The sequence below is a fragment of the Nocardioides mesophilus genome (assembly GCF_014395785.1).
Taxonomy (GTDB): Bacteria; Actinomycetota; Actinomycetes; order Propionibacteriales; family Nocardioidaceae; genus Nocardioides_B; species Nocardioides_B mesophilus.
The window spans coordinates 1,007,935-1,028,801 of the sequence record NZ_CP060713.1 but is presented as its reverse complement, the minus strand read 5'-3'; the positions used below and the strand labels follow the sequence as shown (position 1 = coordinate 1,028,801).

Here is a 20,867-nt window from a genome sequence, read left to right as displayed (position 1 = left end):
GTGGGCGACAACCTGCAGACGGATGCATTGGCGGCAACACAGGCAGGGCTGAAGGGCGTGTGGTTGAACCGCCTGGCAGAGACGGCCCGTGTTCAGCCGGAAACCACCATAAGAAGCCTGCGTGAGGTCGAGGCGCTCCTCGACTAGCGATGCGCGCGCGTCGGCTCGCCCCGCCCTCCGTGCAGATCCTGGGCCTCAGTAGCCGCGCGTACCGTCAAGTTGTGCACGCTGCGACCTTCGGATCACTTCGACCTTCACATCACGCGCGCTCATCAGCATGGTCGCCCTTTCACCATCAGCGGTAGTTCCGTGCTGTGCAGATCAACAGGCACGTTCGGCACGCGTGGGCAGAGTTCACGCTCAGGGGCACAGCGCAACATGCCAACCTGCATGTCCAAATGCACAAAGCGGCAACGTCCTCAATTCGGGATACCCGCGCTTCCACTATCCGCGACAGATCCGCGCGGTTGCTGGCGTGCGTCAGGACAGTGCCTGTCGCCAGGCCTGCTCATGTTGGGCGATGAAGACGGCGGTGCTGTTCCAGAACTCTCCGTGTCCGTGCAGGTTCTGTCAGAGCAGAGGGACTGGTCTGGGGTAGTGGAGCCCCCGCTTGTCAGCAGTTGCGCGCGGACAGCGGTCGTTGCTCGACGACACCGTGAACGCCGACAGCGGGAACGACGTGGTCAGGACGCGATTTACGGGTTTCGCTTGATGCGATGTGACTGCGTCGCTATTTTCAGTCCACTCATCAGGCTTGAATCGGGGGATTCTTAATGAAGCGATTACTGTGACCGGCCTCAAGGACAACGATTCCGACGGCCACTGGGTCTACGTCACCGGGAAGATCGGCGGCTCCGGCTGGTCGCGCACGGACGCGTCCATGGAGAGCTACGGCGGCCACCGGACCAAGAAGTACGTGTGGACGCAGATCTACGCCTCCGCTCGCGCGCAGCAGGGCAAGATCCAGGCTTGCCGTCACCGCGTGGGAGTCATTCCGAACCTCTGCACCGAGTCGGCGTGGAAGTGTCGCTGACTGCCGCGTCCCACCCGGTCTTGGCTGAACGCCAGGAATGGCTGTCAGCCCGATCACTGTCATACGCGTTTCCCGACGGGACGGTCGCCGTGTCCGGCGCGGACCTGACTCTGGGCCTGGGGGAGACGTTGGCGCTGGCCGGGCCGAGCGGGTCGGGGAAGAGCACACTCCTGATGCTGCTGGCCGGAATCCTGGTGCCCGCCGAGGGTGTCGTCGACTTCGACGGCGAGTCCCTGAGTGGAGCGTCGCAGGATGAGCGCGCGCGAGTGCGCCTGACCAGGTTCGGCTTCGTCTTCCAGTCCTCGGATCTGGTGCCCGAGCTCACGCTCAGGGAGAACATCGAGCTCCCGCTCAGGCTGACCGGACGCTCGGGTGCCGCCGGGGACGAGGCGCGCGACGTGGCGTCCCGGCTCGGGATCGAGGAGTTGCTGGACCGGCATCCCGCACAGGTCTCGGGCGGGCAGCGGCAGCGGGCCGCGCTGGCGCGGGCGGTGGTGCACCGCCCCGAAGTGGTGTTCGCCGACGAGCCGACCGGGGCCTTGGACCGTGAGTCCGGTCGACGCGCAATGGAGCTCCTTCTCGCGCTGAGCGCGGAGCGTGGAGCGAGTCTGCTCGTCGTCACCCACGACGAGAAGGTCGCAGGCATGCTGAGCCGCCGCGTCGTGATGAGCGACGGTCACGTCGAAGAGTGAGGGCAGCCGAGCAATGAGGTCATCGGGGGGAACGGCGTGGCTGGCGTGGGGAACGTCCCGCCGGGCAGCTCGATCGTCACTTCCGCTGCTGACGCGGCGTGCCCTAGGGGTCGCCATGGCCACGCTCGCGCTGGCCGTCGGAATGACGCTGTGGCAGGCCAACCATGACCGCGATCTTCGCGGTCGAGCTCAGCTGCCGCACTCGGCGCTCGCCGGGAAACCTCAGTTCCGGGCCGCAATCCAAGACCTGCCGTACCGCACCGACGTGTGGACGACGGTGCAGCTGAGCGCAGCACGTCCCGGCGCCACTCCGCCGCCAGGGGTGCCGACCTTCCCTGGGCCCGGAGAGGTATGGGTCTCGCCGGCCGTCCGGGCAGCGATCGCTGCCGACCCTGCCGCAGCAGGCCGGATCGCAGGTCAGGTGCGGGGAACGATCGGTGCCACAGCGCACCAGTCACCGGACCAACTTCTCGTATACGCAGGCGTCGCGTCTGAGGTGAGCACCCGGGCGTGGTCAGCCGGCGGGTGGGGAGCGCCGGCAGGGTCCGGCCAGCGTCCATCTATCCCGAGCTGGCCGCTGGCCGCGATCCTGTGCATGCTCCTCGGCACCCCTCTCGTGCTGGCGCTCACCGCCACCGCCGGAATGTCTGCCGAATCCCGACGCCGCTCGCGTGCAGCTCTGCACCTCATGGGCGTCCCACGACGAACCCTGGCCACCGCGGCGCTCGCCGAGGGCGTGGTCGCCGGGCTCGCCGGGTGGATCGTCGGCATCGCAGCCGCGGCCGTCGGCGCCGCCCTGCTCGCGAGGACAGGAACGTTGGGCATCAGCTGGTACTCCCCTCGCCTGGGTGTCAGCACGGCCACGATCCTGACCACCCTCGCGGTGCCCCTCGCCCTCGGCGTGCTGATGAGGCGAGCCACCATCGCGGAGCTGGACGACCCGGTCCGGGCACGAGCGGACGGGCCGCCACGACCCCGGCCCTGGAAGCTGATCCCGCTCGCAGCCGGCGTCGCCCTCATGACCGGGGTGCTCCTCCAACCCGTAGTCGGCGCGGCCCGCATGTCGGGCGGGATGGCGTTCGCCATGTTCGCCGCCGGCATCGCGCTGGCCGTGATCGGCCTGGGCGTCGGTAGCGCGGAACTGATCCGCACAGCCGCAGCACGGCTCCACCGAGCCGACGACGCGCCCAACCGGCACCTGGCCTTACGTGGACTCGCCTGGCGAGCCGGCTCCGTGGCCCGCACGATGGCCGGCGTATGTGTGGTGGCCATCCTCGGGCTGCTCGGATGCGGCGCCATCGCCGACCTCGACGCACTCTCAACCCCCGGACCCCACGGTGACGAGTGGACGATCTCGCTGACCGGCACCGACCTCGCGCAGGCCTCCGCCGCCCTCAGAGTCGAGGGTGCCTCCCGGGTCGCGCAGGTCCGCCAGGGCACGACGACCCTCTACGTGGGCTCGTGTGAGGCGCTGGCCATGCTGCTCGAGTCCCAGAAGGACTCAACCGCGCCGCTGAGTTCCGCATGCGCCGCGCCGGAGCGGCACCAGGGCGCGACCGGGAGATTCCCGTGGGGAGGGCGCTTCCGGATCGGTGACCCGGCATCCCTGTTGAGCACCACACACAACGCCGAGATCATCGCCCATCCCGGTACTGATACCAGGCACGTCGATGACTACCTCAGTGCGGTGGTCCACGCGGACCCCGGCGTGTCCGTCAGCAACACCAGTGCTGACACCTTCAAGCCGTCGATCGTGCCCACGGCGCGGCTGCTCCAGGGATGCGTCCTGATCGGCTTCCTGATCGCGTTCGTCCTGGTTGCGCTCACCGCCATCGACGCGTTCGAGGAACGACGCGCGGCCATCGACAGGTTGCGGGTCCTTGGGGTGACCGGTTCCGCGGTCGTGACCATGGACGCATCGGCGCTCGCGATCGGTGCCGGCGTTCTCACGGTGACTGCCAACGTCATCGGCTGGCTGGCTGGAGCCTCCTACGATGTGGTTGGCGCCACGGGCGCCAACCCAGGCGTCCGAGGACTGCTCGTGTCCGCCTTCTCGGTGGCAGCGGCGGCCGGAACCGTCCTCGCCGCTAGCGCAGTCATGCGCCGCTCCATGGCCCGTCGTCCGCTCGCGCTGACGCGGATGGAATGACTTTTGAACTTTGTGGATCCAGCGCTCGGCTGGGTGGCTCATGAGAACCACCCCGGGGCCGACTCGCCGACAAGGAAATCCGGGCGTTGAGACTACTTCCGGGTCAGCGGGTGCGTTTCGCCATCGCCGCACTGCCACGCCGTCACGTCGCCGAAGTTGTTGCGGCCGCGGACGCAGTATCCGTCCTCGATCGCGCGCACCTGCAGGGACACTCCCGGAGACGGGGGGAACTGGCGACCACCCACAGCGACGACCTCACCATCTGCCAGATCGAGTGGCAGCGCGTCCCCGCCAGCGGGGGCGCGCTGGTGGCGGTGTGCAGGTTCGGCATAGGGGTCATCGTGCCGGACCTCTGCCCTGAAGCAGCAGCACGGCGTGACGACAACACGATCGTTCCTTCTGCCGCGGTCGACGCAGCGGTTCCCGCCACCTTCGCCGGATCGCGGCGCCCGGTCACCGCCCGCCTGCTTGCTCATCGTCGGGGCCTGCGACCTGCCAGGGTGGTGCCATGCCGTCCCGCAATGAAGAAGTGCCGCTCGCCGTCGAGATCGAAGAGACCCGTCGACTCCTTCGCATCTATGACGGTCTGGCCCGGAGTATGCGCGATCCACACGCTGTCCTGGACGTGCTGCTGGAAGCGGAGGATCCCGCCGCTGCTGCAACGGCCCTTCGAGAGCGATTCGACCTCGATGACGTGCAGGCGCTCGCGGTGATGGATCTGCAGTACCGGCGGGCCACCCGACTCGACAGGCGGAACATCGATGAGCGACGTCAAGAACTCGCCGACCAACTTGCGTTCCTCAGGGGTCTCGAAGACCGCTGAGGTCGACAGGTGCAGTCCTGGGAGTCACCGTGACCCGAACTTGGTCCATTGCCCTTCGGAGACCACCTCGGCGGAGCCGTCGACGACCTTGATGGCCGTCTGTTCATCGATGGCGTACGCCGGGACGCCGATGTCGGCGGCCCACCGCTCCGCGTCGGCCAGCGTGTTGGTGGGGAAAGCCTCCAGGTGCGGGAAGATCGAGAAGTCGACGACTCCCAGGGTGCGGTCGTCCGGCGCAGAGGGCCACTTGACGAAGTCGCGCCCGATCCGGGGCGTCATCACCATGCTTCCGGCACTCACTCCCACCCACACCAAGTCGGGCAGCGACGGCAGCAGATCGGCCAGCCCGGACTCGCGCATCCAGTGGCACAGGTAGGCCGCGTCGCCGCCGTCGACCAGGAGCACGTCCGCCTCCCGGACCCAGGGGACCCACCGCTCCGCGCCGATGGTGGGCAGCGCGGTCAGCTCGAGGACACCCAGCGACGCCCAGCCCAGGCCGGTGAAGTGCCGCCAGGTGGGCTCGGCGGCGACAAGTCCGCGCACCGATGCCGGTCCGCACATCGGGTGGCCCCACTGGGCGGTGGGGACGACCAGTGCGTGGCATTCGGTGATCGGCTTGCCGAGAAGCTGCACGAGCGCCGAGTGGATGCTCGGGTTCGTGACGCCGCCGGACGTGAGCAAGAGCTTCAAGGTGTGCCTCCAAGTCCCCGCGCGGAAGGTAGTCGTACTTGAAGACCTGGGGCCGCGCCGGGACTCATCGTAGTTCGGGCAACCTCTTCGCGCTGGTTTGATGGTGGCGCGTGGGGGCCCCATCACCGGGGGCGCTGCGACGTCCCGTCGTTGAACGGGTCCGGGACGCCGTGAGGCATGGTGTCTCCACTGGGGATGCCGACTGGTTGTGTCCGCCTGTGGAGCATCCGATGCAGCGCGGATGCCTCACCGGCGTCGAGCGCGGTCGTGTTGCCGTCCATGCCCACTAGCCACACCAGGCCACGCCCGTGCCCCGGTTCGAGCCGCTCCCGCTCTCTGTCGTCGTAGACCAGCGCTACCGCGTACGTCAGGCGGTCCCCAGCCTGGCGCTGAGCCCAATCGATGACCTGCAGTACGTCGGCTCCGGTGACGTCGTAGGCCCAGGTGGCCCCGTGGGTCGATGCAGCCCCACTGCTGTGCAGGTAGACGCGGAATCGAGGCCCGACGCCTGGCCCCGGGGGCCCGACTTCCCATGACGAGTCCCGCTCGTCGACTCCTTCGATCTCGATCTCGGCCATGCTCGCCACCTTGACACGACCACACGCGCATCGACACGACGCTTTCACTACCCGCGGCATTTCCGTGCTGTGCAGATGAACAGGCACGTTGGGCAGCGTGACCAGAGCTCACGCTCAGCGGCACTGCGCAAGATGCCAACCTGCCTGTCCATATGCAGCAAGCGGCAACGTCCTCAATTCGCCAGATCCGGTAGACGGCCGCGCGGCCGGCTCACAACCCCACACCGCCCAGTGAGACCGGGTAGATCAGTCGACGAGCTCGCCGAGGTGCTGGGTCATGCCACGCCCGCGGTTCTCCGGGGTGTTCCACAGGAACTGCCCCTCAGGCGTCGGCCCGCTCGTCGTCCACGACGACACGCCGTCACTGATCCGTAGGAAGCGTCCGGAGTCCAGGTCGTAGAGGTAGGTGCCGGCACTGTCGGGTTGGCGCGACGTCACCGTCAGCAGTCCGGCGCCGGCGTCGGAGGTGAGCGCGCCCTCGACGTCGCTGCCCTGCAGCGTGACCACCTGGTGCCCCTCGCTGTCGAGCACCTGCACCCGGTCGTCGCGGACGCCGTCGTCGTAGGTCCCGCAGTACTGCCCCATCACGATCCGGTCGTCGGTCGCGCCGAAGGAGAGCAGGTTGCACTTGTTGCCGGAACGCGGGTCGAAGGCGTGCTCCGCACCGGTCTCGAGGTCACGGACGTGGACGCGGCCGCTTGCACCGTTGGAGGAGTCGGTCCACACCATCGAGTGGTCGGTGAACGCCACGGAGCCCACGATCAGCCCCTCGTCGCGCACGTCGGAGGGGTCGGTCAACGATGCCGACCAGAGCCGGTAGGTGGAACCCTCGGCGTCGGCATCGTCCGCCTCGCCGTCGGGGCCGGTCGGCCAGCCACCTTCCGGCGGCTGCCCCTGGGTGTTCGGCACGGGCACATAGATCCGGTCGTCGGGCCCCAGCACCGCCCCGAACGGGTTCTCCACCGCAGGGAGGCCGGGCCACTTCGTCTCCGTCCACTGCCTGCGCTCGCGGTCGAAGGTGTAGACGACCAGCCCCACCTGCGTGTCACCCTGGGCAGCCAACAGCCGCAGCCGGTCCTTACCGAGGTCGAGCGGCCAGGTCTGGGTCTGTCCGATGTCGAGGTCCGGCAGCCAGTCCTTCTTGCCGGTGGCCGGATCCAGGAGGGCGAATCGGGGGCGAAGCTGGTCCATCCGCGGTCCGTCGCGGAACAGGATGAGCCCGTCGTCGGTCACCCCGTCGAAGTACTGGCCGTTGTCGCGGTCCAGGTTGTCGTTCGTGTACGACGCCAGGACGCGGTAGTCCTTGCCGGGGGCCGCTGCGTCGGCGTCGGCCAACCGCAGCGTCGGCGCGTCCGGCTGCGGGACACCTGCGGCGGCGAAGTCCGGTGGGCCGCCCAGCGATGCGAGTGGGCCGACCATGACGACCGCGGCCGTGGCGAGGGCCGTGCCACCGAGGGCCACGAGCCGCCGGCGGCGTACGCGACGGCGGCCGCCGGTCACCACTGCGCCGAGGTCGAGGTGGTCGTGCGGGGGAGAGGCGACGTTGTCCCTCAGCAGCTCGCGCAGGTCGTTCACCATGATGTCGCTCCTTCAACCGTCAGGCCGTCGATGGGTGCACCGTCGAACGTGGACCGGAGCGAGGCCAGGGCGCGCGAGGTCTGGCTCTTGACGTTGCCTTCGCTGCAGCCGAGGACGGCCGCCGTGTCGGCGACGCTGAGGTCGTCGAAGTAGCGCAGCACCACGCAGGCCCGTTGCCGCAAGGGGAGCGCGGTGAGCGCCGCCATCAGGGCGGCCCGCAGCGCGACGGACTCCGCGAGGTCCTGCCCGGACGCCACGTCGTGGTCGGGCTCGGTGGGGACCTCGGTGCTCGACCGCCGCCGGGCGTGGTCCAGGAAGGAGCTGACCACCGCCTTCCGGGCGTAGGCGTACTCCCTGCCCGCCCGTTTCAGCCGGGGCCACGCCACGTAGACGCGGATGAGCCCTTCCTGGACGTGGTCCGAGGCCTGCTCCCAGTCGCCGCACATCAGGTACGCCGTACGGCGCAGCCGCCCGCGCGCCGCCTCGGCGAACTCGACGAACGCCTCCTCGTCACGCATCGGTCACTCGCTCCATGCCTTCCTAACGAGATGAAACGCCACAAAGGTTGCATGCGCAGCCTGACGGGTGACGCCGGTCGGTCCGGCACCTGGACGGCAGCCTGGCCGGGCCGTGCTCGCGAGGCAAGGCGCCACGGGCCGCCGGCGAGCCGCCGCGCTCGCGCGGCGGACCAATTCGCTTGCCACCCGGGCGCCGCCACGGCAGGTTCGGGGGGTGACGTGGCGCATCGAGACCGTTCCGAACCCGGGACACGAGGACGAGCTCACCGAGCGCCTCGTAGGGCACAACCAGGAGGCGTCGGAAGCGATCCGCAGGCGGTTCGAGCCGGACAACCTGCAGGCCACTCCGGTCGTGGCGTACGCGACCGACGACTCCGGCGAGCTGGTCGGCGGCTGCGTCGGAAGCACCGTCGACGTCTGGCACTGGCTGACCATCGACATGATGTGGGTGCGTCCCAGTGACCGGGGCGGCGGGCTCGGCCGCGAGCTGCTCGGCGCGGTCGAGGATCAGGCACGTCAGCGCGGGTGCCGCTGGGCGAAGCTCAACACGTGGGACTTCCAGGCTCCCGGACTTCTACGCCCGGTGCGGCTACGTCGTCTACGGCCGTGAGACCGACTACCCGCCGGGGCACGTCAATCACCTGATGCGCAAGGACCTCTGACCCGGGACATCGTGCTCAGCCCACGCGCAGCATCACCGCGCGGAGCCGCTCCTCGAGCCGCGCGCGCTCGTCGTCCGCCTTGATGAATGGCTCCTTCCCAGGAGGGGGCAGGAACCCGACGATGTCCATGACCTCGAAGTAGAGCTGCGGCTCGGCGCCGGTGTGCCCGACGTACGCGGCAGCGAACGAGTCGGCACGCTCGTCGCCGTGCCGGAGGGCGAGGTTGGTGCAGCAGTGCGCGACGTCGAGCCACGCCGGACCGATGGAGGTCTCGACCCAGTCGACCACTCCGCTGATCCGGCCCTCGGACCACAACACGTTGCGCGGCTGGAAGTCGCGGTGGAGGAAGCTCGGCTCGTAGGCCGGGGCCGGGGTGCGCAGCAGGGTGAACGCCTCCTGCCACAGGCCGGGGTCGGTCGCCCACGTGGGGACGACGTACTTCGCCTCCCACGCCCACGACTGGTAGGTCCGCACCTCGATGGTGGGCGACACCGCGTGGATGGTGGCGAGCAGGTCGGCGAGCAGGCCGAGTGAGCGATCGTCCACCCGGTCGAGCTCCACCCGGCCCGGCAGGAGACTCATCAGGTGGGCCGGGAAGCCGCAGGCGCAGCCGTGGGCGTCGAGCCGCCAGGAGCGGGGCGCCGGCACCGCCGTCGGTGCGAGCATCTCCTGGATCTCGCTCTCCCTGGTGGTCAGTCCGGAGCCGTGACTGCGCCAGGGCTCCCGGGTCATCAACCTGAGCACCAGGTCGTCGCCCGCCTCGGTCGACAGCGCCAGCATCGTCGAGGTCCAGCCGCCGAAGAGCTCGCGGGCTCCGGTGACGCGCGAGCTGCTGCTCCCGGCCCAGGTCAGCGCGGCGGTCACGTCGAGGCCGTCGGCGGTCAGCATGGGTACATCCCAACATCCGCGCCGAGGCGTGGCGGGAACCCGCTCAGGCGAGCCGCTCCACCACGTGGTCGATGCAGACGGTGAGCGCCTCGACGTCGTCGGGGTCGATCGCCGGGAACATCGCCACCCGCAGCTGGTTGCGGCCGAGCTTGCGGTAGGGCTCGGTGTCGACGATGCCGTTGGCCCGCAGCGTCTTCGCGACCGCGGCCGCGTCGATCGAGTCGTCGAAGTCGATCGTCCCGATGACCAGCGAGCGCTCGTCGGCGGCGGCGACGTACGGCGTCGTGTAGGAGGTCTTCTCCGCCCACGTGTAGAGCCGGTTCGAGCTGTCGCTGGTGCGTCCGACGGCGAAGTCGAGGCCGCCCTGGCCGTTGAGCCAGTCCAGCTGCTCGGCCATCAGGAACAGCGTCGCGACCGAGGGGGTGTTGTAGGTCTGGTTCTTGGTGGAGTTGTCGATCGCGGTCGGCAGGTCGAAGAACGCCGGGATCCACCGGTCGGTGGCGGCGATCTCGGCGGCGCGCTCGAGAGCCGCGGGGGACATCACCGCGATCCAGAGGCCGCCGTCGGAGGCGAAGTTCTTCTGCGGCGCGAAGTAGTAGGCGTCGACCTGGCTGATGTCGACGGGCAGCCCGCCGGCGCCGGAGGTGGCGTCGACCAGCACCAGCGCGCCGTCGTCCGCGCCCTCGACCCGGCGCACCGGAGCCATCACCCCGGTGGAGGTCTCGTTGTGGGCCCACGCGTAGACGTCGACGCCGGCCTCGGCCCGCGGCGACGGCCGGGTGCCGGTCTCGGACTTGATCACGCTCGGCTCGGCCAGGAACGGCGCCGCCTTGGCCGCGGTGGCGAACTTCGAGGAGAACTCCCCGAAGGACAGGTGCTGGCTGCGCTCCCGGATCAGCCCGAAGGTCGCGATGTCCCAGAACGCCGTGGCGCCGCCGTTGCCGAGCACGACCTCGTAGCCCTCGGGCAGCGAGAACAGGTCCGAGACGCCGTCCCGGACGCGGCCGACCAGGTTCTTGACCGGGGCCTGCCGGTGCGAGGTGCCGAGCAGCGAGCTGCCGGTGGCGGCCAGGGCCTGGAGCGCCTCGACGCGCACCTTGGAGGGGCCGGCGCCGAAGCGGCCGTCGCGGGGCTTGAGCTCGTCGGGGATGGTGATCGTGTCGGTCACGACAGGTACCTCGTCAGACATCGGGGGTGACGGTGACCTGACTCCGTTGTCAGAGCGTTGCGCGGCCTATTCTGTCACCCGCACCGCAGCGACGACGAAACGGGGACGGATCGTGAGCAGTCACCCCGGCGACCTGAGGGCCGGCCCGGTGGAGCTGCGCATCGCGCCCGTCGGGTTCCGCGACGACGACGCGCAGGCGCTGGTGGCGCAGGTGCAGGCGGAGTACGTCGAGCTCTACGGCGGGCCCGACGACACCCCGATGGACGACTCGGTCTTCGACCCACCGGCCGGCGCGTTCTTCCTCGGCTACCTCGCGGACGTCCCGGTGGCGATGGGCGGCTGGCGGTTCCGCCCGGACGTCGAGCGGCTCGGCGGGCGGCGTACCGCCGAGATCAAGCGCATGTACGTCGCCCCGGGCGGCCGCCGCCGGGGTCTGGCCCGGCGGATGCTCGAGCACCTGGAGCGCACCGCGCGCGGGTCCGGGGCCGATGTGATGGTGCTGGAGACCGGCACTGCGCAGCCCGAGGCGATCGCGCTCTACGAGTCGGCCGGCTATGAGCTCGTCGAGAAGTTCGGCCACTACTCCTGGTCGCCGAAGTCGCGGTGCTACGGCAAGCGGCTGGCGTCGGAGCGCTGAGCCCGCCGCTGGGCCGGCGCACCGGGGTCAGGTGACGGCGTTGCGCACGGCGTACTCCGGCCGCAGGTGCTCCTCACCGTCGAGGACCTCGACCAGCGCCTGGACCGCGTCGAAGACGTCGGCGTGGGTGACGTAGAGCGGCGCGAAGCCGAAGCGGGCGACGTCGGGGGTGCGGAAGTCACCGACCACGCCGCGGGCGATGAGGGCCTGGACGATGCCGTAGGCGTCGTCGTGGCGCAGCGAGACCTGGCTGCCGCGCAGCCGTGGCTCGCGAGGGGTGACCACCCCGACCCGGTCGCCGAGCCGCGCGTCGACCAGGTCGATGAACAAGCCGGTCAGCGACTCCGAGTGCGCCCGCAGCTCGGCCAGGTCCACGTCGTCGAAGACCTCCAGCGCGGCGTCGAGCGCCGTCTGGGCGAGCACCGACGGGGTCCCGGAGGCCAGCCGGGCCGCTCCCGGCGCCGGCTCGTAGTCCAGGGTCATCGCGAACGGCTGCGCGTGCCCCATCCAGCCGGTGATCGGCTGCCGGAGCGCGGCGTGGTGCCGCGGCGCGACGTAGCCGAACGCCGGAGCCCCGGGGCCGCCGTTGAGGTACTTGTAGCCGCAGCCCACCGCCAGGTCGGCGTCCACGGCGGTCAGGTCCACCGGCATCGCGCCGGTGGAGTGGCACAGGTCCCAGCAGACCAGCGCGCCGGCCTCGTGGGCCGCCCTGGTCAGCGCCGCCATGTCGTAGAGCGCCCCGGATCGGAAGTCGACGTGGGTCAGCGCGAGCACGGCGACGTCCTCGTCGAGGGAGGCGGCCGGGTCGGCGGGGTCGCACCAGCGCAGCTCCACGTCGAGGAGCTCCGCGACCCCGGCGGCGACGTAGCCGTCGGTGGGGAACGTCGTCGGCTCGAGCACCATCACGCGGCGCCCCGGCCGCAGACCGAAGGAAGCCACCAGCAGCTTGAACAGCAGCACGCTGGTCGAGTCGCCGACGTGCACGGAGCCGGCGTCGGCGCCCACCAGTCGGCCGACCCGGCCGGCGACCCGGCGCGGGAGGTCCATCCAGCCGGCGTCGTTCCAGGACCCGATCAGGCCGTGGCCCCACTCCTGCGTGATCGCTGCGTGCAGCCGCTCGTCCACGCCCCGGGGCAGGGCGCCCAAGGAGTTGCCGTCGAGGTAGACCAGCCCGTCGGGCAGCAGGAACCGGTCCCGCCGGCTGCGGAACGGGCCGGCCGCGTCGAGGGCCAGCGCGCCGGCCCTGTCCAGTGGAGTGCTCACCCAGGCGACCCTAGGGGGTCAGCCCAGCTCGCGGAGCCGGTCCCCCGCACGGCCGAGCAGCGACTCGAACTGCTTGCCGGTCATGTCCGCGCCGGTGCTCGGCGCGAACGTCAGCTGCGCCACCGTCGAGCCCACCGCGACGAAGCCGACCCGGAAACCGATCGACTCCTTCTCCGACACCTCGGTGGTCAGCCGCCACATGGACCACGGGGTGCGGCCGCCGCGGCTCGTCGCGTCGGTCACCGACGTCGCCAGGTCGCGGTCCTCGCAGCCGGCGACGCTGCGGCGCACCTGGTCGAGGAACGCGCGCGCCTTGCGCGGCGACCCGAACTCGCCGTAGGTCTCCGAGAGCCCGAAGCGGGTCGGCAGCTTCGCCTGCGGGATGAGGAAGGTCCGGGTGCGGGTGCGGCGCGCGCCGGCGGCGGCGAAGTCGGCCCGGTCGCAGGTGGTCCTCGACGGGTTGGGCCGCGCCCTGGTGGCCTCGGTGCCCACCCAGGGCCGCTCGATCGAGCCCACCGGAGGCAGGTCGGCGACGGCGAGCAGGCCCTTCTCCTCCCCGGACGGGGGCGGCGGCACCACGGTGTACTCGGGTCGCTTCGCGCAGTCCGTGGCCTCGCTGCGGCCGCACAGCATCGCCACCGAGTCCGCGAGCGACTGGGTGATCTGGCCCGGCGGCGCCGGCGACACCCCGACGTAGCGGCCCACGGTGCTGGTGGTGACGTCGCCGATCCGGGCGATCGCCACGGAGTACGTCGTCACCGGGCGGTCCCAGACCCGCATCATCAGCACGCTCGCCTCCGAGCCGATGTTGTCGACCCGGTAGGAGTCGAGCAGCTGCAGCCGGGCCACCCGGCAGCCGGAGTACCAGCCGAGCGTCGTGTCGAAGGCGTCGGCCGCCTGGGCCGCGGACTTCGACACCTCGACGGTCTGCACCGCGGAGCGGCGGCCGCCCCGGGCCTCGAAGGTCCGCACGATCGCGGCCGCCCCGTCGGGGTCGGCGAACCGGCTCTGCTGGCACACGGTGTTGATGCCGTCGCCCGAGGTGTTGCCGTGCGTCGCGACGACCCGCCACGGCCGGTCCGTGCCGAGGCGGGAGATCTGGTCCTGGTCGAGCATGTTCTCCGCGGTCGGGAGCATCTCCTCGACCGGCTGCCCCGCGGCGGCGTCCGGCGCGCCGGATGGCCCCGTGCCGGCGCCCGCGGAGGCGGCGGCACCGGCCGGCGGGGTGGCGGCGGTCGCCTCGGTGGCCGCCGGCTGGTGGACGGCCGCGCCGCTCACCACCGCCAGCGCCAGCGCCCCCACGGCCGCGCCCACCGTGTGCGCCTGGCGGCGCTTGCGCCCCGCCCGCCGGATGATCGAGGCCCGCGGCAGCACGGCGTCCCCGAGCGCCCCGTCGAGATCGAGCAGCCGCAGCCGCAGCGACGCCGAGTCCGCCTCGAGGTGCACCGCGAGCGCCGCGGTCGCGGCCTGCAGGTGCTGCTCGGCGAGGTGCTGGGTGATCCCCAGCTCACGGGCCGCCTGGGGCAGCGGTACGGCGGCGAGCTGCACCAGCAGCAGCATCCGCCGCTGCGGGCCCGACAGCTTGGAGAGGCCGTCCAGGACGGCGAGGTGCTCCACGGACATGCCCTTGTTGCGGTGCCAGATCCGGCCGGCGTGGCGGCGCTGCGCGTGGTTCCAGGCGACCGGCCGCACCCAGGCGGTGCGGTCCTCGACGCGGGACACCTTGCGCCAGTGGTGCCAGGCGGCGACGTACGCGTCGCGCACCGCCGACTGCGCCGCCGACAGGTCGCCGGTCAGCGCGAACGCCTGGTGGAGCACCTGTCGACGGGTCGACAGGTAGAAGGAGTCGAAGCTCTCCTCCGCATGCATCAGTCGTCTCCGGGGCGGTCAGGGTCAGGACAGCCCTCCACGGTACGTGGTCCACCCCACCGGGTCGAACCGGCGTGGGAGCCTCGGAGGAGGCCCGGCGTCCACGATCATGGATCGCGATGACCGATCTGCTGACCCGTCCCCGGACCGCCTCGACCCCCGGAGGGGAGCCGGTCCGCCGGCCGCTGTGGCTCAGCGCCGGCCTCGCCGGCGCGACCGCGGCCGGCGCGGTGCTGGTCGGCTGCATGGCGCTGGCCCTGGTCGGCTGGTTCGCCTCGGACGCCGGCGCGCACGGCGACACCCGGGACGCGCTCCGCGTCGGCGCGGTCGCCTGGCTGCTCGGGCACGGCTCCGGGCTCGCGCTGGGGGCGGCGACGATCAGCCTGGTGCCGCTCGGCCTGACCTTCTTCTGCTGCTACGTCACCTACCGGCTCGGTCGGTGGGCGGCGCTCACCTCGGAGTCCGGCGAGCCGGACCGGTCGGGGCTGGCCACGATCGGGCTCTCGACCGTGGTGCTGGCCGGCGTGTACGGCGTCGTGGCGCTCCTGACCTCGGTGCTCGCCGCCACTCCCGCCGCGCAGCCGTCGCTGGGCCGCTCGTTCCTCGGCGGCACGCTGGTCGGCCTGGTCGCCGGCGGCCTCGGGCTGCTCTCCGGGTGGCCGCACCGGCCGGCCCTGCTGGACCGGGTCCCGGCCCCGCTGCGGGCCGTCGCCGGGGGAGCGCTGGCCTGCGCCCTGCTGCTGCTGGCCGCCGGCTCGGTCCTGGTCGTGACCCGGCTGCTGCTCGACCTCGGCTCCGCGGCCAACGTGCTCTCGCGGCTGCACACCGACACCGCCGGCGGCGGCCTCTACACCGTCGTCGTCGCCGGGGTGGCGCCGAACGCGGCGCTGCTCGGCGCGGCCTACCTGCTCGGCCCCGGCTTCGCCGTCGGCACCGGCACGATCGTGTCCCCGGCCAGCGTCGTCCTCGGTCCGGTGCCGGCGTTCCCGCTGCTGGCGGCGCTGCCGCAGCCCGGCCCCGGCCCGGCGTGGGCGACCGGCCTCATCGCCGTACCAGTCCTGCTCGCCGCGCTCGCGGCCGCTCTCACCGGCCGCCGACACCCGCTGGCCGGCTATGACCGCACCGCGGTCCGCGGCCTCGCGATCGGCCTGCTCGGCGGACTGCTCTCCACGCTGCTCGTCGTCGGGGCCGGCGGCTCCGTCGGCCCGGGCCGGATGTCGCTCGTGGGCGCCCCCGGCCTCGAGGTGCTGACCAGCGCGGTGCTGTCGATGACCCTGGGCGCGCTGCTCGGCGCGCTGGTCACCACCTGGCGGCAGCGTCGCGGCGCCGTCCCGGCCGACGAACCGGACGACAGGTCCGCGGACGCCGGCGACGTCGAGGACACCGTCCGGCTCTGACCGGCGGGGCGCTCGCTACCCTGTCCGCGTGCCCGCCACCTCGCGCCCCGCGCGCCTCGTCGTGCTCGTCTCCGGTGCGGGCACGAACCTCCAGGCGCTGCTCGACGCCTGCCGGGACCCGGCGTACGGCGCCGAGGTGGTCGCGGTGGGGGCCGACCGGGATAGCGTCGAGGGGCTGGCCCGCGCCGCCCGCGCAGGGGTCCCGACCTTCGTCCACCGGGTCAAGGACCACTCTTCCCGGGAGGAGTGGGACGCGGCGCTGACCGCGACCTGCCGCTCCTACCAGCCGGACCTGGTGGTGCTGGCCGGCTTCATGAAGCTCACCGGCCCGGCCTTCCTCGCCGAGTTCGGCGGCCGCTGCGTCAACACGCACCCGGCGCTGTCCCCGGCGTTCCCGGGGATGCACGGGCCGGCCGATGCTCTGGCCTACGGAGTCAGGGTCACCGGCGCCACCCTGTTCGTCGTCGACGCGGGTGTGGACACCGGACCGATCGTCGACCAGACCGCGGTCCGGGTCGAGGACGACGACGACGAGGAGTCGCTGCACGAGCGGATCAAGGTCGCCGAGCGGCGGATGCTGGTCGACGTGGTCGGCCGGATGGCGCGTGAGGGATTCACGATCAGCGGCCGGAAGGTGCGGTTCGGCAGCGAGGCGCGGTTCCACTAGGGTTGGGGACACACGACTGGCGCAGGTGGGTCAACCACCAGGGAGTGAAGTCGAGCGCATCGAACGCCTGGGTGCCCTCATCGAGCCGATGAGGAGTGCGATCACCATGCAGCATGGGCAGACCGACCAGGAGCACAAGCAGGTCAAGCGGGCGCTGGTGTCCGTCTACGACAAGACCGGCCTCGAGGAGCTCGCCCGCGGGCTCCACGACGCCGGGGTGGCCCTGGTGTCCACCGGCTCGACCGCGGCCCGGATCGCGGACGCCGGCGTCCCGGTCACCAAGGTCGAGGAGCTCACCGGCTTCCCGAGTGCCTCGACGGCCGGGTGAAGACCCTGCACCCGCGGGTGCACGCCGGCATCCTCGCCGACCTGCGCCTGGAGTCGCACCGCGAGCAGCTCGCCGAGCTCGGCGTCGAGCCGTTCGACCTCGTCGTGTCCAACCTGTACCCGTTCACCGAGACCGTGCTCTCCGGCGCCACCCCCGACGAGTGCGTGGAGCAGATCGACATCGGCGGCCCCTCGATGGTGCGGGCGGCCGCCAAGAACCACCCGAGCGTGGCGATCGTGACCAGCCCGGCGACGTACGACGAGGTGCTCGAGGCCGTGCGCGCCGGCGGCTTCACGCTCGCGCAGCGGCAGCGGCTGGCCGCCGAGGCGTTCGTGCACACCGCGACGTACGACGTCGCCGTGGCGTCCTGGATGGGCAACGTCCTCACCGACACCTCCGAGGGCACCGGCTTCCCGGCCTGGATGGGCGCCACCTGGGACCGGCAGGCGGTGCTGCGCTACGGCGAGAACCCGCACCAGCGCGCCGCGCTCTACACCAGCGGCTTCGCCCCGGAGGGCGGGCTCGCCCGGGCGACGCAGCTGCACGGCAAGGAGATGTCCTACAACAACTACGTCGACGCGGACGCCGCCCGCCGGGCCGCCTTCGACTTCGACGAGCCGGCCGTGGCCATCATCAAGCACGCCAACCCGTGCGGGATCGCGGTCGGCGCGGACGTCGCCGAGGCGCACCGCCGCGCGCACGCCTGCGACCCGGTCTCCGCCTTCGGCGGGGTGATCGCCACCAACGTCCCGGTGAGTGCCGCGATGGCCGAGCAGGTCGCCGAGGTGTTCACCGAGGTCGTCGTCGCGCCCGGCTTCGAGGACGGCGCGGTCGAGATCCTGGCCGCGAAGAAGAACATCCGGCTGCTCGAGTGCCCGCCGGCCACCCGCGGCGGCGTCGAGACCCGGCCGATCTCCGGCGGGCTGCTCGTCCAGGCCCGCGACGCCGTGGACGCCGAGCTCGACGGTGGCGGCGACGACCCGGCTTCCTGGCGGCTGGTCTCCGGCGAGCCGGCCTCACCCGAGCAGCTGGCCGACCTGGCGTTCGCGTGGCGGGCCTGCCGGTCGGTGAAGTCCAACGCGATCCTGCTGGCCTCGGGTGGCGCCTCGGTCGGGGTCGGCATGGGGCAGGTCAACCGGGTCGACTCCTGCCGGCTGGCCGTGGAGCGGGCCGGGGAGCGGGCCGCCGGCTCGGTCGCCGCCTCCGACGCGTTCTTCCCGTTCGCCGACGGGCCGCAGATCCTCGTCGACGCCGGGGTGTCCGCGATCGTGCAGCCCGGCGGGTCGGTGCGGGACGACGAGGTCGTCGCCGCAGCACAGGCGGCCGGCGTGACGATGTACCTCACCGGCACCCGGCACTTCTTCCACTGACCCACCCCTGACTCGATGCGAGGATGACGTCGTGACCGCACAGATCCTGGACGGCAAGTCGGCCGCCGCCGACATCAAGGCCGAGCTCCGCGAGCGGGTGGCCAAGCTCCGCGAGCAGGGCGTGGTGCCCGGGCTCGGCACCGTGCTGGTGGGCAACGACCCCGGCAGCACCTGGTACGTCAACGGCAAGCACAAGGACTGCGCCGAGGTCGGCATCACCTCCCTGCGCGAGGACCTCCCCGAGACCGCCACCCAGGCCGACGTCGAGGAGGCCGTGGCCCGGCTCAACGCCGACCCCGCGTGCACCGGCTACATCGTGCAGCTGCCGTTGCCCCGGCACATCGACGACAACGCCATCCTCGGCCTGATCGACCCGGCCAAGGACGCCGACGGGCTGCACCCCACGAACCTCGGCTGGCTGGTGCTCGGCAAGGCCGCCCCGTTGCCGTGCACCCCCTACGGCATCGTCGAGCTGCTCCGGCGCAACGACGTACCCCTCGCCGGCGCGGAGGTCGTCATCGTGGGCCGCGGCGTGACCGTCGGCCGCCCGCTCGGGCTGCTGCTGACCCGCCGCAGCGAGAACGCCACCGTCACGCTGTGCCACACCGGCACCCGCGACCTCGCCGCGCACGTGCGCAACGCCGACATCGTCGTCGCGGCGGCCGGCGTCCCCGGCATCATCGCCGGCGACATGGTCAAGCCCGGCGCCGCGGTGCTCGACGTCGGAGTCTCGCGGGTCGACGGCAAGATCGCGGGCGACGTGGCGCCCGACGTGTACGACGTGGCCGCCTGGGTCTCGCCGAACCCCGGCGGCGTCGGCCCGATGACCCGGGCGATGCTGCTGTCCAACATCGTGCAGGCGGCCGAGCAGTCGCTGGACGCCGGCACCCCGGCCGCGACGCCGCCGGCCCACCGGCGGTGACGGTCCCGGTGGCCGAGGACCCCCCGCGGCGCTACCCGCAGACGATCGGGGGCGTGATCTTCCTCGGCGTCGTGGCGATCGTCGGGATCGGGATCGGCATCATCGTCGCCGGCCCCTGGCGCACCGGGCTGACCTGGATGGGCGCCGGGATGCTGGTCGGCGCGGCCGCCCGCGCGGTGCTCAGCGAGCACGGCGCCGGCATGCTGCGGGTCCGCCGCCGGTGGGCCGACGTCCTCATGCTCACCGTGGCCGGCGTGGCGCTGATCGTGCTCGCGATCATCGTCCCCGAGCAGCCCCTCTGACCCCCTGAACACCATGGGATGTCGGCAGTTTGACGCTTCCCATGGGCCGCAACCCATGGGGAGCATCAGATCGCCGACATCCCATGGTGTTCTGGGGTCAGGCTGCCTCGCGCTTCGCGCTCGTCAGATCAGGCTCCGCCGTACGGCCTTCCTCTGCCTCGCGCTTCGCGCTCGTCAGATCAGGCCGAGCTCCTTGACCGCGTCGCGCTCCTCCACCAGCTCCGCCGCGGTGGCGTCCATCTTGCCGCGCGAGAAGTCGTCGACCTCCAGGCCCTGGACGATCTCCCACCGGCCGTCGCGGGTGGTGACCGGGTAGGAGTAGATGACGCCCTCGGGGATGCCGTAGGAACCGTCCGAGGCGACCGCCATCGAGACCCAGTCGCCCTCGGGCGTCCCGGTCAGCCAGTCGCGTGCCGCGTCGATCGTCGCCGAGGCGGCGGAGGCGGCCGAGGACGAGCCGCGCGCCTCGATGATCGCCGCGCCCCGCTTGGCGACGGTCGGGATGAAGTCGTTCTCGATCCAGGACTGGTCGTCCACGACCTCGGCAGCGTTCCGGCCGGCGATCTCGGCGTGGAAGATGTCGGGGTACTGGGTCGCGGAGTGGTTGCCCCAGATCGTCATCTTCTTGATGTCGGAGACCGCGGCGCCGGTCTTCGCGGCGAGCTGCGAGATGGCGCGGTTGTGGTCGAGCCGGGTGAGCGCGGTGAACCGCTCCTGCGGGATGTCCGGGGCGTTGGTCATCGCGATCAGCGCGTTGGTGTTGGCCGGGTTGCCGGTGACGCCGATGCGTACGTCGTCGGCGGCCACCTTGTTGAGGGCCTTGCCCTGCGCGGTGAAGATCGCGCCGTTGGCCTCGAGCAGGTCGGCGCGCTCCATGCCCGGGCCGCGCGGGCGGGCGCCGACCAGCAGGGCGAGGTTGACGCCGTCGAAGATCTGCTCGGCGTCGTCGCCGATCTGTACGCCGGCCAGGGTCGGGAACGCGCAGTCCTCGAGCTCCATGACGACACCCTCCAACGCCTTGAGGGCGGGGGTGATCTCCAGCAGCCGCAGCTCGATGGGCCGGTCCGGACCCAGCAGGGCGCCGCTGGCGAGGCGGAACAGCAGGCTGTAGCCGATCTGTCCGGCGGCTCCGGTGACGGCGACCTTGACGGGGGTCCCTGACGGTGACGAGTTCACGACGACTCCTCGGTGCTCGAAGTGGATGCGGGTGACGCTAGCAGCGGCCTGCCCGTGGGGATCAGGGTGCCCCGAGGGGCTCGCGACGACACCACCCGGGGTCGCAGCGGCCTCGCGCCCGCCTCGGCGGAGGGGCAGGATGGGCTCGCTGGCCGCG

The 20,867-nt window shown here is 71.7% G+C and carries 20 protein-coding genes, 1 pseudogene and 1 riboswitch; of the genes and pseudogenes, 12 read left to right on the top strand and 9 right to left on the bottom strand.

Annotated features, from left to right (window positions below):
* The 5 genes from H9L09_RS21535 (at position 1) to H9L09_RS04850 (ending at position 4,697) form a co-directional block, all read left to right on the top strand.
* Positions 1–147 (top strand): HAD family hydrolase, encoded by a 147-nt coding sequence (locus H9L09_RS21535; RefSeq protein WP_223164213.1) that lies wholly within the window; start codon positions 1–3, stop codon positions 145–147.
* A 640-nt stretch (positions 148–787) separates the two neighbouring features.
* Positions 788–1,033, top strand: a complete 246-nt coding sequence (locus H9L09_RS04865; protein WP_187579592.1) for a hypothetical protein — start codon at positions 788–790, stop codon at positions 1,031–1,033.
* Entirely contained in the window at positions 1,018–1,725 is a 708-nt protein-coding gene (locus H9L09_RS04860; RefSeq protein ID WP_246456276.1) for an ABC transporter ATP-binding protein, read from the top strand. The genes H9L09_RS04865 and H9L09_RS04860 overlap by 16 nt, the downstream gene beginning before the upstream one ends.
* Before the next feature lie 595 nt (positions 1,726–2,320).
* Positions 2,321–3,874 (top strand): hypothetical protein, encoded by a 1,554-nt coding sequence (locus H9L09_RS04855; protein WP_187579591.1) that lies wholly within the window; start codon positions 2,321–2,323, stop codon positions 3,872–3,874.
* Between the two features lie 508 nt (positions 3,875–4,382).
* Positions 4,383–4,697, top strand: a complete 315-nt coding sequence (locus H9L09_RS04850) for a hypothetical protein (protein WP_187579590.1) — start codon at positions 4,383–4,385, stop codon at positions 4,695–4,697.
* Between the two features lie 24 nt (positions 4,698–4,721).
* On the opposite strand, the gene H9L09_RS04845 is transcribed toward H9L09_RS04850, so the two are convergent.
* The 4 genes from H9L09_RS04845 to H9L09_RS04830 all read right to left on the bottom strand — a co-directional run bounded on the left by H9L09_RS04845 (position 4,722) and on the right by H9L09_RS04830 (position 8,061).
* Positions 4,722–5,387, bottom strand: coding sequence for a Type 1 glutamine amidotransferase-like domain-containing protein (locus H9L09_RS04845; protein ID WP_187579589.1), 666 nt, complete (start codon positions 5,385–5,387; stop codon positions 4,722–4,724).
* A gap of 122 nt (positions 5,388–5,509) precedes the next feature.
* On the bottom strand, positions 5,510–5,965 hold the full coding sequence (locus H9L09_RS04840; RefSeq protein WP_187579588.1) for a hypothetical protein: 456 nt from the start codon (positions 5,963–5,965) through the stop codon (positions 5,510–5,512).
* Between the two features lie 246 nt (positions 5,966–6,211).
* Complete coding sequence (locus tag H9L09_RS04835; RefSeq protein WP_187579587.1) at positions 6,212–7,543, bottom strand: hypothetical protein; 1,332 nt, start codon at positions 7,541–7,543, stop codon at positions 6,212–6,214.
* Positions 7,537–8,061 carry a SigE family RNA polymerase sigma factor gene (locus H9L09_RS04830; RefSeq protein WP_187579586.1) on the bottom strand — a complete coding sequence of 175 codons (525 nt, stop codon included), beginning with the start codon at positions 8,059–8,061 and terminating at the stop codon, positions 7,537–7,539. The genes H9L09_RS04835 and H9L09_RS04830 overlap by 7 nt, the downstream gene beginning before the upstream one ends.
* A 214-nt stretch (positions 8,062–8,275) precedes the next feature.
* On the opposite strand from H9L09_RS04830, the gene H9L09_RS04825 reads away from it, so the two are divergent.
* Positions 8,276–8,671 (top strand): GNAT family N-acetyltransferase, encoded by a 396-nt coding sequence (locus H9L09_RS04825; RefSeq protein ID WP_187579585.1) that lies wholly within the window; start codon positions 8,276–8,278, stop codon positions 8,669–8,671.
* Positions 8,672–8,738: 67 nt separating this feature from the next.
* Here the strand turns inward: H9L09_RS04825 and H9L09_RS04820 are convergent, their stop codons facing one another.
* On the bottom strand, positions 8,739–9,611 hold the full coding sequence (locus H9L09_RS04820) for a phosphotransferase family protein (protein WP_187579584.1): 873 nt from the start codon (positions 9,609–9,611) through the stop codon (positions 8,739–8,741).
* Between the two features lie 43 nt (positions 9,612–9,654).
* Positions 9,655–10,779, bottom strand: a complete 1,125-nt coding sequence (serC, locus tag H9L09_RS04815) for a phosphoserine transaminase (RefSeq protein ID WP_246456275.1) — start codon at positions 10,777–10,779, stop codon at positions 9,655–9,657.
* A 112-nt stretch (positions 10,780–10,891) separates the two neighbouring features.
* On the opposite strand from serC, the gene H9L09_RS04810 reads away from it, so the two are divergent.
* The gene (locus H9L09_RS04810) at positions 10,892–11,416 is read left to right on the top strand and encodes a GNAT family N-acetyltransferase (RefSeq protein ID WP_246456273.1); all 525 of its coding nucleotides are present in this window, start codon (positions 10,892–10,894) and stop codon (positions 11,414–11,416) included.
* A gap of 27 nt (positions 11,417–11,443) precedes the next feature.
* Here H9L09_RS04810 and kynU read toward each other — a convergent pair whose 3' ends face one another.
* Together kynU and H9L09_RS04800 are read right to left on the bottom strand one after the other, a co-directional pair.
* Entirely contained in the window at positions 11,444–12,679 is a 1,236-nt protein-coding gene (gene kynU, locus H9L09_RS04805) for a kynureninase (protein ID WP_246456272.1), read from the bottom strand.
* Positions 12,680–12,697: 18 nt separating this feature from the next.
* Positions 12,698–14,548 (bottom strand): SigE family RNA polymerase sigma factor, encoded by a 1,851-nt coding sequence (locus tag H9L09_RS04800; protein ID WP_187579581.1) that lies wholly within the window; start codon positions 14,546–14,548, stop codon positions 12,698–12,700.
* A gap of 119 nt (positions 14,549–14,667) precedes the next feature.
* Here H9L09_RS04800 and H9L09_RS04795 point away from each other — a divergent pair, with 119 nt between their 5' ends.
* From H9L09_RS04795 to H9L09_RS04775, 5 genes and pseudogenes are all read left to right on the top strand, one after another.
* Complete coding sequence (locus tag H9L09_RS04795; RefSeq protein WP_187579580.1) at positions 14,668–15,945, top strand: cell division protein PerM; 1,278 nt, start codon at positions 14,668–14,670, stop codon at positions 15,943–15,945.
* Positions 15,946–15,973: 28 nt separating this feature from the next.
* A complete protein-coding gene (gene purN / locus H9L09_RS04790) occupies positions 15,974–16,612 on the top strand; it encodes a phosphoribosylglycinamide formyltransferase (RefSeq protein ID WP_187579579.1) in 639 nt (212 codons plus the stop codon).
* Positions 16,613–16,614: 2 nt separating this feature from the next.
* Positions 16,615–16,692: riboswitch (ZMP/ZTP riboswitch) on the top strand.
* 26 nt (positions 16,693–16,718) lie between these two features.
* Positions 16,719–18,310 (top strand): annotated as a pseudogene (purH, locus tag H9L09_RS04785) (bifunctional phosphoribosylaminoimidazolecarboxamide formyltransferase/IMP cyclohydrolase).
* Positions 18,311–18,341: 31 nt separating this feature from the next.
* Entirely contained in the window at positions 18,342–19,232 is an 891-nt protein-coding gene (locus tag H9L09_RS04780; protein ID WP_187579578.1) for a bifunctional methylenetetrahydrofolate dehydrogenase/methenyltetrahydrofolate cyclohydrolase, read from the top strand.
* A gap of 8 nt (positions 19,233–19,240) precedes the next feature.
* Entirely contained in the window at positions 19,241–19,534 is a 294-nt protein-coding gene (locus H9L09_RS04775) for a DUF3017 domain-containing protein (RefSeq protein WP_187579577.1), read from the top strand.
* A gap of 174 nt (positions 19,535–19,708) precedes the next feature.
* Here the strand turns inward: H9L09_RS04775 and H9L09_RS04770 are convergent, their stop codons facing one another.
* A complete protein-coding gene (locus tag H9L09_RS04770) occupies positions 19,709–20,710 on the bottom strand; it encodes a malate dehydrogenase (protein WP_187579576.1) in 1,002 nt (333 codons plus the stop codon).
* Positions 20,711–20,867: the final 157 nt, after the last annotated feature.

Excerpts from the sequence above, each read along its gene's own strand:
- H9L09_RS04820 (WP_187579584.1), bottom strand. The coding sequence starts at position 9,611 with ATGCTGACCGCCGACGGCCTCGACGTGACCGCCGCGCTGACCTGGGCC.
- H9L09_RS04830 (WP_187579586.1), bottom strand. The coding sequence starts at position 8,061 with ATGCGTGACGAGGAGGCGTTCGTCGAGTTCGCCGAGGCGGCGCGCGGG.
- H9L09_RS04835 (WP_187579587.1), bottom strand. The coding sequence starts at position 7,543 with ATGGTGAACGACCTGCGCGAGCTGCTGAGGGACAACGTCGCCTCTCCC.
- H9L09_RS04850 (WP_187579590.1), top strand. The coding sequence starts at position 4,383 with ATGCCGTCCCGCAATGAAGAAGTGCCGCTCGCCGTCGAGATCGAAGAG.
- H9L09_RS04800 (WP_187579581.1), bottom strand. The coding sequence starts at position 14,548 with ATGCATGCGGAGGAGAGCTTCGACTCCTTCTACCTGTCGACCCGTCGA.
- H9L09_RS04795 (WP_187579580.1), top strand. The coding sequence starts at position 14,668 with ATGACCGATCTGCTGACCCGTCCCCGGACCGCCTCGACCCCCGGAGGG.
- H9L09_RS04840 (WP_187579588.1), bottom strand. The coding sequence starts at position 5,965 with ATGGCCGAGATCGAGATCGAAGGAGTCGACGAGCGGGACTCGTCATGG.
- H9L09_RS04855 (WP_187579591.1), top strand. The coding sequence starts at position 2,321 with ATGCTCCTCGGCACCCCTCTCGTGCTGGCGCTCACCGCCACCGCCGGA.